Source organism: Halorubrum marinum (assembly GCF_048381195.1).
Lineage (GTDB): Archaea > Halobacteriota > Halobacteria > Halobacteriales > Haloferacaceae > Halorubrum.
In genome coordinates this window covers 515,208-531,465 of record NZ_JBLWMM010000001.1, presented here as the reverse complement: position 1 = coordinate 531,465, position 16,258 = coordinate 515,208, and the positions used below count along the sequence as shown (strand labels likewise).

The 16,258-nt window shown below is 67.6% G+C and carries 16 protein-coding genes; 6 read left to right on the top strand and 10 right to left on the bottom strand.

Annotated elements, in window-relative coordinates; genetic code table 11:
* Nucleotides 1–149: 149 nt before the first annotated feature.
* From ACNSN4_RS02610 to ACNSN4_RS02595, 4 genes are all read right to left on the bottom strand, one after another.
* Nucleotides 150–569, bottom strand: coding sequence for a CBS domain-containing protein (locus ACNSN4_RS02610; protein ID WP_418284200.1), 420 nt, complete (start codon nt 567–569; stop codon nt 150–152).
* A 180-nt stretch (nt 570–749) separates the two neighbouring features.
* Nucleotides 750–1,616 (bottom strand): S-methyl-5'-thioadenosine phosphorylase, encoded by an 867-nt coding sequence (mtnP, locus tag ACNSN4_RS02605; protein WP_418284199.1) that lies wholly within the window; start codon nt 1,614–1,616, stop codon nt 750–752.
* Nucleotides 1,617–1,661: 45 nt separating this feature from the next.
* Nucleotides 1,662–2,657, bottom strand: a complete 996-nt coding sequence (locus ACNSN4_RS02600; protein ID WP_418284198.1) for a YeiH family protein — start codon at nt 2,655–2,657, stop codon at nt 1,662–1,664.
* Entirely contained in the window at nt 2,657–2,863 is a 207-nt protein-coding gene (locus tag ACNSN4_RS02595) for a hypothetical protein (protein ID WP_418284197.1), read from the bottom strand. Before ACNSN4_RS02595 ends, ACNSN4_RS02600 begins: the two co-directional genes overlap by 1 nt.
* A 184-nt stretch (nt 2,864–3,047) precedes the next feature.
* Here ACNSN4_RS02595 and ACNSN4_RS02590 point away from each other — a divergent pair, with 184 nt between their 5' ends.
* Nucleotides 3,048–4,487, top strand: a complete 1,440-nt coding sequence (locus ACNSN4_RS02590) for an HD domain-containing protein (RefSeq protein ID WP_418284196.1) — start codon at nt 3,048–3,050, stop codon at nt 4,485–4,487.
* Between the two features lie 59 nt (nt 4,488–4,546).
* On the opposite strand, the gene ACNSN4_RS02585 is transcribed toward ACNSN4_RS02590, so the two are convergent.
* The 4 genes from ACNSN4_RS02585 to ACNSN4_RS02570 all read right to left on the bottom strand — a co-directional run bounded on the left by ACNSN4_RS02585 (nt 4,547) and on the right by ACNSN4_RS02570 (nt 8,025).
* Nucleotides 4,547–4,810: a hypothetical protein gene (locus ACNSN4_RS02585; protein WP_418284195.1), complete on the bottom strand. Its 264-nt coding sequence runs from the start codon at nt 4,808–4,810 to the stop codon at nt 4,547–4,549.
* 306 nt (nt 4,811–5,116) lie between these two features.
* The gene (locus ACNSN4_RS02580) at nt 5,117–6,520 is read right to left on the bottom strand and encodes an FAD-dependent oxidoreductase (RefSeq protein ID WP_418284194.1); all 1,404 of its coding nucleotides are present in this window, start codon (nt 6,518–6,520) and stop codon (nt 5,117–5,119) included.
* A 167-nt stretch (nt 6,521–6,687) separates the two neighbouring features.
* Nucleotides 6,688–7,320: an HD domain-containing protein gene (locus ACNSN4_RS02575; RefSeq protein WP_418284193.1), complete on the bottom strand. Its 633-nt coding sequence runs from the start codon at nt 7,318–7,320 to the stop codon at nt 6,688–6,690.
* A gap of 9 nt (nt 7,321–7,329) precedes the next feature.
* Nucleotides 7,330–8,025 (bottom strand): phosphoribosyltransferase, encoded by a 696-nt coding sequence (locus ACNSN4_RS02570; RefSeq protein ID WP_418284192.1) that lies wholly within the window; start codon nt 8,023–8,025, stop codon nt 7,330–7,332.
* 490 nt (nt 8,026–8,515) lie between these two features.
* Here ACNSN4_RS02570 and gatB point away from each other — a divergent pair, with 490 nt between their 5' ends.
* Genes gatB through ACNSN4_RS02550 form a run of 4 tightly spaced genes read left to right on the top strand, consistent with a single transcriptional unit; the run spans nt 8,516 to nt 11,600 of the window.
* A complete protein-coding gene (gene gatB / locus ACNSN4_RS02565; protein WP_418284191.1) occupies nt 8,516–10,003 on the top strand; it encodes an Asp-tRNA(Asn)/Glu-tRNA(Gln) amidotransferase subunit GatB in 1,488 nt (495 codons plus the stop codon).
* A gap of 39 nt (nt 10,004–10,042) precedes the next feature.
* Nucleotides 10,043–10,276 (top strand): ubiquitin-like small modifier protein SAMP2, encoded by a 234-nt coding sequence (gene samp2, locus ACNSN4_RS02560; protein ID WP_418284190.1) that lies wholly within the window; start codon nt 10,043–10,045, stop codon nt 10,274–10,276.
* Nucleotides 10,273–10,773, top strand: coding sequence for a GNAT family N-acetyltransferase (locus ACNSN4_RS02555; protein ID WP_418284189.1), 501 nt, complete (start codon nt 10,273–10,275; stop codon nt 10,771–10,773). Before samp2 ends, ACNSN4_RS02555 begins: the two co-directional genes overlap by 4 nt.
* A gap of 26 nt (nt 10,774–10,799) precedes the next feature.
* The gene (locus ACNSN4_RS02550; protein ID WP_418284188.1) at nt 10,800–11,600 is read left to right on the top strand and encodes an RlmE family RNA methyltransferase; all 801 of its coding nucleotides are present in this window, start codon (nt 10,800–10,802) and stop codon (nt 11,598–11,600) included.
* Between the two features lie 11 nt (nt 11,601–11,611).
* Here ACNSN4_RS02550 and ACNSN4_RS02545 read toward each other — a convergent pair whose 3' ends face one another.
* Nucleotides 11,612–12,118, bottom strand: a complete 507-nt coding sequence (locus ACNSN4_RS02545; RefSeq protein ID WP_418284187.1) for a dihydrofolate reductase — start codon at nt 12,116–12,118, stop codon at nt 11,612–11,614.
* A gap of 119 nt (nt 12,119–12,237) precedes the next feature.
* Nucleotides 12,238–13,278: an ornithine cyclodeaminase family protein gene (locus ACNSN4_RS02540; RefSeq protein WP_418284186.1), complete on the bottom strand. Its 1,041-nt coding sequence runs from the start codon at nt 13,276–13,278 to the stop codon at nt 12,238–12,240.
* A 172-nt stretch (nt 13,279–13,450) separates the two neighbouring features.
* Between ACNSN4_RS02540 and ACNSN4_RS02535 the strand changes: the two genes are divergently transcribed.
* A complete protein-coding gene (locus ACNSN4_RS02535) occupies nt 13,451–16,243 on the top strand; it encodes a CARDB domain-containing protein (RefSeq protein WP_418284185.1) in 2,793 nt (930 codons plus the stop codon).
* Nucleotides 16,244–16,258: the final 15 nt, after the last annotated feature.

Below are 16,258 nucleotides of genomic sequence, written 5' to 3'. Positions count from 1 at the left end.
GCGGTCTGGCGGTCGACACGGATACCGATAAAGGGTACCGAAGTCCCGGGATCGGGCGCCCGCGCGTCTCGTCAGCGTGGCACGCGGGAGGCGCGTCCCGTTGGACGCGCCCCGGGCCGCCGTCGCGGGTCGGGATACGGTAGCGGCGGTTAGTACTCCGGACGCTGGGCACGGATGACGTCCGCAAGTTGCTGTTCCTCGTCGGCGATGAGCTCGGTCAGATCGTCGGCAGTGATGATCCCGACGAGCGAGTCTCCCTCGACGATCGGGAGCCGCCGGATCCCGTTGTCAGCCATCAGTGTCGCCGCTTCGAAGAAGCCGGCAGTGCGCTCGATCGTGGTGAGATCGTCGGTCATCACGTCTCCCGCGTGTTGCTCGCCGGGGTCCAGTCCGTCACCAAGAACACGAACGGCGAGGTCGCGGTCCGTGACGATACCGACCGGCGTATCGCCGTCGGTGATCACGATACTGCCGACGGACTCTTCGGCCATGGTCGTCGCCAAGTCGGCCACGGGCGTCTCGAGTCCGGCTGTTACCACGTCGCTTCGGGCAAGATCATCGATTGGCATGGGAATTCACCCACGTGTAGTTTCAATCTCTATTATTTAATTAATTGTCATTATTTCGAACGAGTGAGAATTACCGGCGGTATACACGCGGTTCGGGCCGAAACGGTTCGAGCCGAAGGAGTTCGAGCCGAAGGAGTTCGAGCCGAAACGGTTCACCTACCCATCACCGTGTGTCGGCCGTTAGAGGTACTTGCCGAGCAGCGGCTCGACGCGGTCGCGAGTGTCCGCCGGAATCGCCTCGGTGGGCGTGTTGACCGTACCGTCGAGGGCGGTGTGCGCGTCGCACTCGAACTCGTCGGGGAACGTTCGGATCGCCGCCTCGACGGCGGCCTTGATCGCTTTCTGGTTCTGTTCGGCGTTCTCCAGCACCTCTTCGAGCGTGACCTCGCTGTCCGCCTTCCAGACGTCGTAGTCGGTGACGCCGGCGATCGTCGCGTAGGCGATCTCGGCCTCGCGAGCGAGCTTCGCCTCCGGGATCGCGGTCATACCGACGAGGTCCCACCCTTGGCTCTTATAAAATTCCGACTCGGCGCGCGTCGAGTACTGCGGGCCCTCGATGCAGACGTAGGTGCCGCCCTTGACGACGCCGGTATCGGCGGGTGCGGCCGACTCCGCGGCCTCGGTCAGGTGGTCGACCAGTTCCGGACTATAGGGGTCCGCGAACGGCTGGTGGACGACGACGCCGTCGCCGTAAAAGGAGAGGTCGCGACCCTTCGTCCGGTCGTAAATCTGGTCGGGGACGACGAGCGTGCCCGGCTCCAACTCCTCTTTTAAGCTGCCGACCGCGTTCGACGCGAAGATATGGGTGACGCCGACCTTTTTCAGAGCGTACATGTTCGCGCGGTACGGGAGGTCGGTGGGCGAGACGCCGTGATCGGAGCCGTGCCGGGGAAGGAACGCGACTTCTGTGCCCGTGTCCCCGAACTCGCCGATCGTGATGGCGTCGCTCGGCTCGCCGTACGGGGTGTCGTACTCGACCTCGCGCACGTCGTTCAGGGGGAGTGCGTCGTAGATACCGCTGCCGCCGATGAAGCCGATAGTGCTCATACCCGGAGTGTGTTCGCCCGCTACTTATACGGACTGAAAGGGGGACTACAGCAGCCAGCGCACCGCCATCAGCGCGAGCGCGCTCACGACGAGGAGGTGGACGAGGACCGCGCCGACGGCGGCCCCCCCGACCTCGCGCATCTCCCGGAGGCGAATCGAGAGCCCGAGCCCGACGAACGCCAGCGTGAAGAGCGCGTTCGAGGTCCGGCCGATCGAGTCGAGCGCGGCCGCCGAGAGGAGGCCGCTGTTCGCGATCGCCGCGACCGCGAGGAAGCCGAGGAGGAACTTCGGGAACTCCGCCCACAGCCGGCGCACGTCGGGGTCGGTCGCCGACCGCGCAGTGTACGCGAGCGAGTACGCGATCGCGACGCCCCCCAGAAGCGAGTTGCGCGCGAGCTTCGTCACGGTCGCCCACTGGCCCGCCTCCGGGGAGTGCGCGAACCCCGCGGCCGCGACGGGCCCGGTCGAGAACATGCTCACACCGGCCCAGACCCCGAACTGCCGTCCGGTGAGTCCGAGCCACTCGCCGGCGATCGGAAACGCGACGAGCGTCGCGGCGTCGAACAGGAGTACCGTCGCGGCCGCGAACGTGATCGCCGACCCGCGCGCGTCGAGCACGCGTCCGATCGCGACGACCGCGGAGACCCCGCAGATGCTCGCCCCGGCGGCCAAAAGGGACGGCGTCGTGCCGTTCAGTCGGAAGAGCACCCGCGCGATCAGCTCTGCGAGGACGAGTCCGCCCGCGACCGCGACGAGCACGAGCCCGAGCACGGTCGGCCCCGCGGCGAGGAACTCCTCGACGACGACCGCCGCGCCGAGCAGGACGATTCCGGTCTCCAAGAAGAGCTTGTCGACGCCGACGCCCGACTCGGCCACGGAGGGCGTTCCGACGGTGTTGCCGACGAGCGCGCCGATCGCGACCGCGACGACCAGCGGCTGGAGTCCGTCGACCGCGCCGGCGACGACGTGCGCTAGGAGCGCCCCGGCGGCGAGGACGGCGAGCCCGGGGAGATAGGGACGAGCCGCGGCGACGAGCCCCATTAGAAGAGTCCCGCGGCCTGTCCCGCGCCGTGGACGGCGACGACGGCGAGCCCGAGCGCGAGCGCTTGCCAGCCGCGGTCGAGCTCGAGCCACCGAGCGACGAGCGGGGAGTCGGCTCCGGCGGACAGGGTCTCGATCTCGTCGGCGTCGCCCGGGCGAGCACTCGTTCCGTCGGCGTCTGATGCGCCGTCGGCGTCCGATACCATGCGTGTGCGTCGCCGCGCAGACTACTTATGCAGACGGAATCCGGCCGGTTTCTCGGCAGCGGCCGGTCCGATTTTCTCAGCAACGGCCCGATTCACCCCCTATCCGGACCCGAGTGGCCTCGCGTGTCTCGCGCTTGCGGACCGAAAAAGCGAGGTCGCGGGGGACCGTCGATCCGGCAACTCGATGCCCACCACACAGATCAAAGACCCCGTCCACGGGTACGTCGAGCTCCCGGACGCGCTCGTCGAGGGCGTCGTCGACACGCGTCCGTTCCAGCGGTTGCGGTACATCCGGCAGCTCTCGGCGACACACCTGGTCTACCCAGGCGCGAACCACACGCGGTTCGAGCACTCGCTGGGGGTCTACCACCTCGGTCGGACCGTCTTCGAGAACCTCCGCCGACAGTCGTATTTCACGCGGGACGCGGCCGTCGACGAGTTAGAGGAGATCCAACGCACGCTGGAGTGCGCCTGCCTGCTCCACGACGTCGGTCACCCGCCCTTCTCACATCTCTCCGAGGGGTTTCTCGACGAGACGGTGTTACGCGAGCGGGTGGTCGACACCGGGCTGGTCGACGCGTTCGACGACGCCGGGGTGGGAGGTGCGCCGCTTCGGTCGGCGAGCCCGCACGAGCTGCTCGGCTGTGTCCTCATCGTCGAGGAGTACGGCGACGCGCTGCGCGCGTTCGACGTGGACCCGTTCGAAGTGTGCGCGTACGTGCTCGGCTACAGCCTCGCGTACGAGCGCGGCGAGGCGTGGCAGTACGGGGTCGGCGCCCAACTGCTCCACTCGCCCATCGACGTCGACCGCCTCGATTACATCACGCGGGACAACTACATGACCGGCGCCGGCGTGCTGAGCTTCGACGTCGACCGGATGGTCGACGCGTACACCGCGCACCCTAAGGAGGGACTCGCGCTCACGGAGAAGGCGCTGTCAACCATCGGTAACTACCTCGAAGGCCGGATCGCGCTGTACATGTGGGTCACCCAGCACCACAAGTCGGTGTACGCCAACCGGCTCCTCCAAGCGATGCTCGGCGAGTACGAGGCCGAAGTCGGAGAGAGTCCGGTGACCCTCGAGGGGATCGTCGACCGCGAGCTCGACGACAACGGGGTGCTCGAACGGCTGCGGATCGCCGCGCGCGAACACCCGGACTCGACGTTGGCGTCGATGTACGACCGCTTCCGGGGGCGTCGGTTCCCGGAGACGTGCTGGAAGCATCGGATCGCACTCGCGGACCGGGTCGGCTCCGCCCTCGGCGGCGACGGCGACGGCGACCTCGGCGGGGACGGCGGCGAGGCCCTCGACGCGTTCACGGCGTGGCTGACCGCTGAGGACGACCGCCTGGAACGGCTCCTCGCCGACGCCCTCGACGTGCCGGTCCACGAGGTGTGGATCGACCGGTCGTACGTGCCCGCCTACGACCCCGACGAGCTGGAGGACATCCCGATCGCGTACGGCGGTACGACTCGGTCGGTGGGGGACTGGGGGCTGTACGGCGACCGGGCGTTCGACGTGCCGATTCCCTTCGTGTTCGTTCCCGACGGGACGAAGCGGCGGGCGATCCGCGTGCTTCGCGAGGCGTTCAAGCGGGAGGTCGGCGAAGCGGCGCGAGCGTGAAAACGGGTCAGCGAGCGGCGTCGGTCGCGAGACGAGCGATGTCAGCCGAGGAGCGAGCGTTATCGGCCGGGGGCATTCCCCGCGACACCGTTCGCGCCGTCGCTTGCGCCCGCAGCCACGTCGCTCCCACCGGGAGTCATACGGCTGATCGTCTCGCCGATTCCGCCCGCCGCGTCGCCGGCCGTGGAGCCGACCTTACCGAGGATGTCTTGAACGAACGCGGGGGCCTGCGTAGCGATGTCTGCCGGCGGTCCGATCTGCAGGGCCGTCCGGGTCGCGTCGGTTGCGAGCGTTGCCGTCGTAAGCGGGTCTGTTTCGAACATTGCAACTCGCCGTAGCCGACAGGCGAACATAAGGGAAGATGGCCCTGCAGCCGGTTTAGATACAGTTTCGCCGGTTTAGATCGGTCACATCCGACTTAACCCGGATAGGGACCTCGCACAGTGGCGGCGACCGGTATCGGCCGGAGAATCGACCGATTCCGCACGGCGCGTGGCCGGTGCGCGCGTCGACGGAACGGTGACGCGGTTCGACGGGAGGGCGACACGCGCTTCGACGACTCGTGAATCGGAACCGGAAAGAAACGAGCCGAGGGGACCGGACGTCGCTGGCGGAGTCGCTCGGCCGGATCAGTCGTCGGCTTCGGCGGGAACGCGGTCGTCGTCCGCGTCCGCCCCCGTCTCGACACTCGTCTCGTCGGCCCGCGGGAAGTTCCCGATCGTCGCGTCACGGAACGCGACCTCGTCGAACTCGTAGTCCTCGTCGAGGAACCCGAGGACCGTTTCGATGTCGGTCATCGCGTTCTTCAGTGCGGTCGAGGCGCCCGGCGAGGGCGTGATGTTGAACAGGATACCGTCGCCGGTGATCTTCGCTTCGCCCATGTCGAGTTCCTTGGTCTTCGTGTTGACGATCTGCGGGCGCACGCCGCCGTACCCCTTCGCGCGCTCGATGTCGTCGACGTCGATGCTCGGCACGACCTTCTGGACGTCCGGCAGGAACGCGCGCTTGCCGATCTCGGGGATGTCGTACACGAGGTTCCGGACGACGTAGGGGAAGAGAATGCGGTCCGAGAGGATGTTGGCGTAGCTCAGGAACGACGCGGGGGAGAAACCGAACACGTCGGCGAAGTCGCTCACGGTGGACAGCTCGCCGCGTTCGAGCGCGGGGACCACCTTCGCGGTGGGACCGAACCGGGTGACGCCCTCGTCGTGGACGTCGGCGTCGCCGTGGACCGCGGCGAACGGGAGCTTCTTCATCTGAAGCGTGTACACCTTCCCGTTCAGCAGGTCGTCGGCGAGGAAGAAGCTCCCGGCGACGGGGAGCAGGGACATGTCCTCGCCGTACCCCATCTCCTTGGCGAACTGGAGGCTGTGGGAGCCGGCGGCGACGACGACGGCGTCGGCAGCGAAGTCGCCGTCGTCGGTCTCGACGGTGAAGCCGTCGCTCTCCTCGTCGACGTTCGTCACGGTCGTGCCGAGGTGAACGGAGACGCCCTCCTCGTCGCGGGCCTCGTCGACGAACGACTTCGCGACCGCGCCGTAGTCGACGACGTAGCCGTCTGGCGTCTGTAGCGCCTTCAGCTCCCTGTCGGGGTCGCGCCCCTCGACGACTTTCGGCTCCAGCTCGGCGATCTCGTCGCGGCCGATCTCGCGGAGCTTGCCGAAGAGGTCGCCGAACCCGTTCTCGTGGTAGCGCTCCTCCAGCTTGGCGACCTCCTCGTCGCCGACGCCGAGCACCATCTTGCTCCGTTTGCTGTGCATCTCCCGGTCGGGGTCCGTCCCCTCGAGGTAGCCAGCGAGCAGCTCCGCGCCTTCCTTGACCTCCTTGGCCTTCTCCAGGGTGTAGTTCGTCTCGATGTCCCCGAAGTGAAGCGTCTGGGAGTTGTTGGTTCGGTGAGAGTTGATCGCCGCAATCTCGCGTTCCTTCTCGATCAGCGTGATGTCGTCGACATCGGTGAACTTCGCGACCGTGTACAGAAGCGACGCCCCGCTGATACCCCCGCCGACGATGACAAGATCTGTGTGTTCGGACATGCGTGGTGAACGCTCTCACTCGTCGGCACGGGCTCATCGGTTAACGTTCTTGCTATCCGTTTCGGCTGATCGGCGGGTAGAGAGCCTACGTTCGTCGATTATTGGGTTCGACGAGTGTCGAACAGATGAGTCCGCAGCGACGTGCCCGCCGCCCTACACCCGACGGCTTACCCCCCGTCCCGCACCGCCCGATACCGGTCGCGGAGCCGCGCGAACAGCGCCCGGCCGGTGTCGGTCCGCAGCCGCGGTTCCGCCGTGGCGAAGAACTCGTCGAGGTCGTCGTACTCGCGGAACGCGTCCGGGTCGCCGTCGGCGGGATCGTACCGACCGTCGCGCTCGTAGACGACGGCCTGCAGGCAGACGTCGAGGAGGTCGCACTCCTTGACGAGGACCGCCTCGGGCGATTCGCGGGCCTCGTACGCCTCCCACGCGTCCCGGACGCGGTCAGGGAGCGGCCCGGCGAGATCGGCCATCGCGTCGCGCTCGGCGGTCTCCTTGGCGGTCGGGTCCGGAGTGTCCGCGGTCGAGTCGGCGCGGGTCGCGACGTCGCCCGTCTCCGCCTCGGCGACGTCGTGGACGACGGCGAGTCGGAGCGCGCGGTCGAGGTCGAGGCCGGGGAGCTCCGCGCGGAAGCGGTCGCCGAGCGTCAGTACGAGGTACGCGACGCCCCACGTGTGCGCGGCGACCGATTCGGGGTCGTCGACGCCGCGGAGCTGCCAGCCCGTGCGCCGCTCGTCTTTGAGGGCGTAGGCGTCGAGGAGGGCGTCGATTGCGGAGGCACGGTCTCCGTCAGCGGTCATCGCGATCGGCTACTCGGCGAGCGTCCACGCGGCGTCGCCGGCGGCGTCGGCCACGCCGCGGCGGACCATCTCGCTGAGCACCTCGTCGAGGCGGTCGGGCTGGGCGACCTCCATCTCGATGCGGCCGATGCTGTGGTACTCCTCCAAGTAGTGGCGGACGTCTTCCCGGTCGAAGACGGTCTGGTCGGCGCGCTCCATGGCGCCCTCGGTCAGGTCGACCAGGTCTTCGAGGAAGTTCCACGGGTAGACGACCCAGGTCCACTGTTCGAGTTGCTCGCCGACGAAGTCCGGCTGAAACTCCGAGGTGCCGAGCAACTGGAGGGTGGCGGTGCGGATCTCGCCCGCGTCGCGCTCCTCGACGTACTCCTCGGCGCGGCGGATCGAGCCGCCGGTGTCGGCGATGTCGTCGATGATCAGGACGTTCTTGCCTTCGACGCTCCCCTCGGGCATCGGATAACGGATCTGCGGTTCGTCGCTCTTCTGTGCGGCACCGACGTAGTGTTCCATCTTGAGGCTCGTCAGGTCGTCGAGGCCGAGGAAGTCGCAGATGCATCGGCCCGCGAACCAGCCGCCACGGGCGAGGGCGACGACCATGTCCGGCTCGAAGTCGGCGCGTTTCACCTCGTTCGAGACGTTGCGGCAGAGCCCGTAGATGTACTCCCAGTTGGTGAGGGTGCAGTCGAAGTCGTCCGGGAGGTCGCTCATACGACCGCTTCTCCCACCCGCGCGCTCATAAGGGTTTAGCAACGTTCCCAGAGCGAAATGGACCACGTCGAGCCGCTGCTCGGCAAGCACTTATAAGCCGACCCGTGGTGCGGTGGCGCGTGCCCGCGAGCGGAGCGAGCGGCGAGGCTGGGGAGGTGTGAGGCTGCGGTCCCGCGAGCGACGAAGGGAGTAAGCGGGAGCACGGAAATCGCAGCCCGCGCAGCGAACGGAGTGAGCGCAGGACTAGGGAGAGACCGGAGGTCTCGCTTGCTCACGCGGTGAAACCGCGTGACCGTCTTCCGATGGTGCTTGTGCGGGGCGGGGTGGGACTCAAAGGGGCTGGGGCTTTGGAGGCGTTCACCGCGTTGGCAGCAGTGGCGTATCACCGAGAACCACGAAAACGAACCCCCGAGTCCACGCCAACTCGACGGAAATCCACGTCATATCGGTCCCGACACGATTTAGGTGACCCGCCCGCAACGGGTCGGTAATGAGCACTCAGGCCGCGACGGAGGAGCGAACCGTCGTGATCGGGCTGGAGGTCCACGTCCAGCTCGAGACCGACACGAAGATCTTCTGCGGCTGTTCGACGGAGCCCGTCGACGACGAGGAACCCAACACGCGCACGTGCCCGACCTGCCTCGGGCTGCCGGGCGCGCTGCCGGTCCTCAACGAGGGCGCCGTCGAGGCCGCCGTGAAGATCGGCAAGGCGATCGACGCCGATATCCCCGAGACGACCACGTTCCACCGGAAGAACTACTACTACCCGGATCTCCCGAAGAACTTCCAGCTCACCCAGTACGACGCCCCGATCTGTCAGTCCGGGGAGCTGGAGGTCCGCGTCGACGACGACCCCCGAACGATCGGGATCACTCGCGCGCACCTCGAAGAGGACCCCGGCAGCCTCCAGCACGCCGGCGGCTCCATCGAGAACGCGACGCACACGCTCGTCAACTACAACCGCGCCGGGACGCCCCTGATGGAGATCGTCACCGAGCCGGACTTCCGCTCGCCCGCGGAGACCCGGGCCTTCTTGGCGAAACTCGAAGAGGTCTTAGAGTACCTCGGCGTCTTCGATCCGACCCGCGACGGGAGCCTCCGCGTCGACGCCAACGTCTCGCTCGTCCCCGACGAGCACGTCGGCGACGACGGGACCATCACCGAGGACGCCCTCGCCGCGGCCAACCGCGCCGAGGTGAAGAACATCTCCAGCCACAAGGGCGCGGAGCAGGCGCTCGCCTACGAAGTCACCCGCCAGCGCAACGTGCTCCGGCGCGGCCGCGAGATCGAACAGGAGACCCGCCACTGGGACGAGGGGCGCGGCGTCACCGTCTCGATGCGCTCGAAGGAGGCCGAGAAGGACTACCGCTACTTCCGGGAGGCCGACCTGCCCGCGCTGGAGGTGTCGGACTGGAAGGCGCAGATCCCGATCCCGGAGCTGCCGGACGCCCGCCGCGAGCGCTTCCGCGAGGAGTACGGGCTCGACCGCGAGTCGGCCTCGAAGCTCACCTCGACGAAGGCGGTCGCCGACTTCTTCGAGGACGTGGCCGAGTCGTTCGACCCGGAGCTCGCCGCGACGTGGGTCGCCGACAACCTCCTCGGCGAGCTCAACTACCGCGAGATGGCGATCACGGACGTCGAGGGCCGCCTCGACGAGTTCACGCGCCTGATCGAGCTGGTCGACGCCGAGGAACTGACGGTGAAAAACGCCGAGGAGATCGTCCTCCGGGGGATGCTCGACGAGGGCGACGACCCCGAGGCGATCATCGAGCGCGAGGGGCTCGGGAAGGCAGAAAGCGGCGAGGTCGCGGCCGCGGTCACCGCCGCCATCGACGACAACCCCGACGCCGTGGCGGACTACCGCGACGGCGACGAGGGCGCGATCAACTTCCTCGTCGGACAGGTGATGCAGGCGACCGGCGGGAGCGCCGACCCCGGACAGGTGAACGGGCTGCTCCGCGAGGAGTTAGACGGGTGAACTCGCGTCCGACGCCGACGCTGTGGAGGTGAGTCGGCGGTGAACGTCACCGTCGAGGTGGTCGGCGAGGAAACCGACGAGTACGACCTCCCCGACGACGCCACCTACGCCGACCTGATCCGCGCCGCGGGCTACCACCCGCAGGAGGCGTCCGCGCTGGTCGACGGCTCCCCCGTTCCCGGCGACCGCGTCGTCGACGCCGACGAGGTTCAGCTGCTCAGACTCATAAAGGGCGGTGCGACGGACAGTGTCCCGTCGGACGGAAGCGCGTGAGCGGAGAGCGATCCACTGGCGACCCGCCCGAGGGCATCGCTATCGGCACGGCTTCGCCGGACGACCGGCTCGACGTCCTCCGCGTGCTCGACGCCGCAATGTTGGAGACGGACGCCGACCGCGTCGACGCCGCGATCGGCGACGGCGGCGCGCTCGTTGCCCGATTTAAAAGGACCGGCGCGGTCGTCGGCGCGCTGGTCGCGACGCGTCCGGATCCGGAGCGGCTCCACGTCGACGCCGTCGCGGTCAGGCGGGCGCGTCGCGGACGTGGAATCGGCTCCGCGCTCGTCGCCGCGGCGGTGCGGCAGGCCGAGCGCGATCCCGAAATCGACCTCGTCACCGCCGAGTTCGACCCGAAACTGGAGGGGTTTTACTCGGCGCTCGGATTTGCGGTCGGCGACGGGAGCGATCCGCACGAGACCGACCGGCTGCGCGGTCGCCGCCCCGTCGGATCGACACGGGGCGACGCCCAGGGAACCGGCGAACGACGCCGATAAACGGCCGGACGGTCTACGACGGGGCAATGAGTGGAAAGGACGAGTACTACAACAAGTCGAAACAGCAGGGCTACCGAGCCCGGTCGGCCTACAAGCTGAAACAGCTCGACGAGGAGGCGGACCTGTTCGAGCGCGGCGACACCGTCGTCGATTTGGGGGCCGCCCCGGGCGGGTGGCTGCAGGTCGCCGCCGAGGAAGTCGGCGAGTCTGGCACCGTCGTCGGCGTCGACCTCCAGCGCATCGACGACCTCGACGAGCACGACGTGGAGACGATCCGCGGCGACATGACGCAAGAACGCACTCGCCACTACCTGCGGGAGGCGATCGGTGAACGCGGCGCGGACGTCGTGCTCTCCGATATGGCCCCGAACATGACCGGCGAGTACAGCCTCGACCACGCCCGATCGGTCCACCTCGCGCGGCAGGCGTTCGACGTGGCCGAGGAGCTGCTCGCGCCCGGCGGCGACTTCGTCGTGAAGGTGTTCCAGGGCGAGGACCTCGACGCCTTCCGCGAGGACGTCCGCGAGGAGTTTCAGTACCTCCGCACGGTCTCGCCGCCCGCCTCCCGCGACTCCTCCTCCGAGGTGTACCTCGTCGCGAAGGGACTCACCACGGCCCCCGTCGAGACGGGCGATCGGATCGAGGTGACCGTCGAGGAGGTCGGCGACGAGGGCGACGGCATCGCGTACGTCGAGGGGTACTCGCTGTTCATCGCCGACGCCGCGGTCGGCGAGACCATCGAGATTATCGTCACTGACACCAAGCCCCGGTTCGGGTTCGCCGAGCGGGCGGACGCCGCGAGCGACTCCGCGAACGGCGACGAGTAAGGGACCGCGGCTCAGGCGCTCGCCTCCCGCCGAACCCACTCGCGGAGCGTGAACCGGTCGTACGCCGTCTCGCTGTCGACGGCCCACTCGTCGTCGTCCCACGCCGGGAATCGCGTGTCCCCCTCATACGCGCCGTGGACGTGGCTGAGCGCCATGCGGTCGACGTGCGGTTGGAAGAGCTCGTAGATCGCACCGCCGCCGAGGACGTACACCGTCTCGTCGGGGTAGTCGCCCTCGGCGACGGTCTCGCGAGCCAGTTCGATCGCGGCCTCGACGCCGTCGGCGACGGCGGCGGTCGGGACGTCGATCGCGTCGACGCTGCGGCTCACGACGATCTGTCGAGCGCCGGGGAGGTCGTCGCGCATCGAGTCGAAGGTCCGACGGCCCAGGATGACGGGCGAGCCCGCGACGCGCTCGCGGTACTGCCTGACATCGGCCTCGATGTGGTCCCACGGGACCTCGCCGTCTCGACCGATTACTCGGTTCTCCGCGAGCGCCGCGACGCTGACGAGTTGCACGGCTGTGGTAAGGGGCGGCGCGACCAAAAGATATCGGACGGGGCGGTCGTGGAAGTCGCGGCGGTCGTGGAAGTCGCGGCGGTCGTGGAAGTCGCGGCGGTCGTGGAAGTCGTGAGGGCTTACTCCGCGAGGCCGAGCAGATCGAACGGGTAGCCGTTGTCGTTGGCGTCGGCCTGCTCGTAGACGACGCGTGCGGCCGCAACGTCCTGAATCGCGAGGCCGGTCGAGTCGAAGACGGTGACGCCCGACACGCCGTCGTCGCCCGTTCCGGCGGCTCCGACGCGGCCCGCCCGAGCGCCGACGACGATCTCGCCGATCTCGCCGTAGATGTCGGCGTCCGTGAGCACGCCCGCCGCGTACGGGACGTTGATCTCGCCGGAGTGCGTGCACTGCTCGTGGTCGTCGATGACGACGGTCGCGTCCAGCAGGAGTTCGTCGGCGAGTTCGTGTTTGCCCGCGGCGTCCGCGCCCATCGCGTTGACGTGAGTGTGCTCGCCGACGTCGTCGGGGCCGACGATGGGGTCCTCGACGGGGGTCACCGTCGAGAGCACGTCGCAGTGTCCGGCCTCGGCGATGGAGCCGGCACGAATGTCGAACCGGTCCTCGAAGGCGTCGATGAAGTCGGCGACGCGCTCCTCGTCGAGGTCGCTGATCACGACTTCCTCGATGTCGCGCACTGCGGCGATCGCCTCCAGCTGAGTGTACGACTGGACCCCGGCGCCGACGATTCCGAGCGAGGAGGCGTCCGGAACCGCGAGGTGGTCGGTGGCGACCGCGGCCGCGGCGCCCGTGCGCTTCATCGTGAGCGTCGTCCCGTCGAGGATCGCGAGCGGGACGGCGGTCTCGGGGTCGGAGTAGATCATCGTCCCCATCACGGTCGGGAGGTCGTGGTCGGTCGGGTTGTCGGTGTGGACGTTCACCCACTTGATCCCGGCGGCGTCCCAGCCGGTCTCCTCGTCGGTGTCCTCCGTGCGGACGTCGAGGTACGCGGGCATCGACCGGAAGTCGCCGTTGTACTCCGGCAGGTCGATGTACGACTTCGCGGGCATCTTGGCGTCGCCGCGCTCGTAGGCAGTAAACGCACCGCGAACCGCGTCGATGACGCGGTCCATACGGGCGTTCTCGTTGACGTCGTCCGCGTTCAAAAGCAGCGTCTGCATGTCGCGAAATTTGCCGGACGGGTAGTGAGCCTTTCGAACATGCGTCGGGAGCCGCGAGCGCTCGTCGAACGGTCGCCGTGAGACGATCTACGCGCGGTCCAACAGCGATATAAGAGAGGATTAATCGCGGTTTCGAGCCCATTACAATCTGCTCTCGTCCGCTCATGTGCGTATGTCTGGCCGCAAGGTCGTCGTCGCGTGGATCAGTGTGGCAGTCCTCCTGTCGACGCTTACGTTCGCCGGAGCCGTCGGCGAAAACGTCTCAGCCGCCGGAAACAGCGCTGATATCGAGCTGGCGAGCGCCGATATCGAAAACAACCCGATCGTCGCGGGTGGGACCACCAAAGTTACCGCGACCGTCGAGAACGCCGGAGACGTCGAGGGAACTGAGACCATAGAGATGACCGGCGAGGGAGAAGTCAAAGACACGCAGGATGTTCGCGTCGGTCCAAACAACTCGGAGACCGTCACGCTCACCGGAACGTTCAACCAGGCGGGGGAGTACCCGATCACCGTTAGCAGCGAATCCGCAGGACCAGTCGAAGCAGGAACGCTCGAGGTTACGGAACCCGCGTCCGCCGAGTTTGACGTGACTAATCTCGGACTCTCCGAGACTGAAATCGTCGCCGGGGAGAGCGTCGACGTGACGGCCACGGTCGAGAACGTCGGAGACGCCGAGGGAAGTGAGACCGTAGAACTGACCGCCGACGGAGAAGTCGTGGACGAAATAAGCGTCACTCTCGCACCCGGCGAGACGGAAGAGATCACATTTACCGAGACGTTCGACCAAGCGGGGACGTACCAGATCGATATTGACGGGGAACGTGCAGGAACGCTCGAGGTTACGGAACCCGCGTCCGCCGAGTTTGACGTGACTAATCCCGGACTCTCCGAGACTGAAATCGTCGCCGGGGAGAGCGTCGACGTGACGGCCACAGTCGAGAACGTCGGAGACGCCGAGGGAAGTGAGACCGTAGAACTGACCGCCGACGGAGAAGTCGTGGACGAAATAAGCGTCACTCTCGCCCCCGGCGAGACGGAGAGTATCATCTTCATCGAGACGTTCAATCAGGCGGGGACGTACCAGATCGATATTGACGGGGAACGTGCAGGAACGCTCGAGGTTACGGAGCCCGGCTCCGCCCGGTTCGAGGTGGGTAGTGTTGGTCTCTCTCAGACCGAAATCGTCGCCGGGGAGAGCGCCGATGTGACGGCCACGGTCGAGAACGTCGGAGACGCCGACGGGGCCTACACCGCGGAACTCACCGTCGGCGGAGATCTCAGGGACGAAACGACCGTTACTCTCGGCCCGGGTGAGACGGAGACCGTCACCTTCACCGAGACGTTCGACGAGGCAGGTGAGTACCCGATCGCTGTCAACGACCAAAACGCCGGGACGCTCACCGTGGTCGAACCCGCAACGGTCTCTATCGGCGACGTGGACGTGTCGAGGACGGAAATCGCCGTCGGGGAGTCCGTCGACGTGACGGTCGGACTCGAGAACAACGGCGGCGTCGAGGGAGCGTTCGAGACGGAACTCCGAGACGACACCGGCACGTCTGAGACGATCACCCGAACTGTCGGCGCGGGCGCGACCGAGACCATCACGTTCGAGCGAACGTTCGAGACGACGGGTGAGTACGGACTCACCGTCAACGGCGAGTCCGTCGGTACGGTCGCCGTACTCGAACCGGCAAACGTGTCGCTCGGCGAGTTGTCGCTCAACGCCGACTCCGTCGAGGTGAACGAGTCGGTCCAACTCACCGTCGAACTCGAAAACGATGGCGAGGCGACGGGACAGCGGACCCTCGACATCGCGCTCGGCGACGGCACAACCACTCAACAAACCGTAGACGTGCCCGCAAGCGGAACCACGCTGACGGTCAACCACGCCTACGAGGACGCCGACACGTACACGGTGTCGGTCGACGGCACGACCGTCGGGGACGTGACGGTCACAGATCCGCAGGAGGGCTCCGGCTCCACGGGTGGGTCGGGGTCGTCCGGGTCCGCCGGATCGTCCGGATCGTCCGGATCGTCCGGATCGTCCGGGTCCGCTGGATCGTCCGGATCGTCACCGACGAGCACCGACGCGCCGACAGTGGTCCGGTCCGAGTCGACCGACGCCGTCACAGTCAACGTCGACGGCGTGGTCGACCAACGCTACACCGCCGAAATGGCGCTCTCCGGGCCTTCGGAGACGCGACCCGCGGTGTCGCTGTCCGCGCTCACGATCGACACGACCGGTGACCGCGAGGCGTTCGAGGCGACCGTCGAGCGGCCGACGGCCGATCCCGGGGATCGCGGCGCCGTCCCGTACGGGATAGCGCTGGGGTACGTGGGAGTCAATTCGACCCTCGACGCGACCGAAACGAGCGGCGTGACGCTTCAGTTCGACGTCGACCGCGACGCGCTCCCCGACGGCCTCGGACCGGAGGACGTCGCGGTGATGCGGTACGCCGAGGGCGAGTGGACGACGGAGGATGTCACCCACGGCGTCGAAGGGGACGCTCACACCGCGACGATGCCGAACGCCGCACCCGTCGCCGTCGTCGCGCTCACTCCCGGAAGCGTCGAAATCGTCGACAGCGACGTTCCGGCAGACCGGGTCCGCGTGGGACACGAGACGACGCTCCGCGCGACGGTCGAAAACCCCGGCGGCCGATCGGCGAACCGGACGCTCACCGTCACGATGGGCGACGAGCAGGTCGCCGAACGCGAGGTGTCGCTCGGCCCCGGCGAGAACGCCACCGTTCGGATCGCGTTCGAGCCGATCGAAAGCGGGACGGTGTCACTCAACGGTAACGAAGCCGGATCCATCGCCCTCTTCGGCGACGACGAGACCGGAGAAACGACCGACACCGAGACGGAGACGGACGTGCCGGGATTCGGCCTGACCACCGCAGTGCTGGCGTTCTTCGCGCTCTTCGCGGCCGCGCTGGCCGTTCACGTCGGTCGGCGGTGAGCGGCGGGCGTTGTC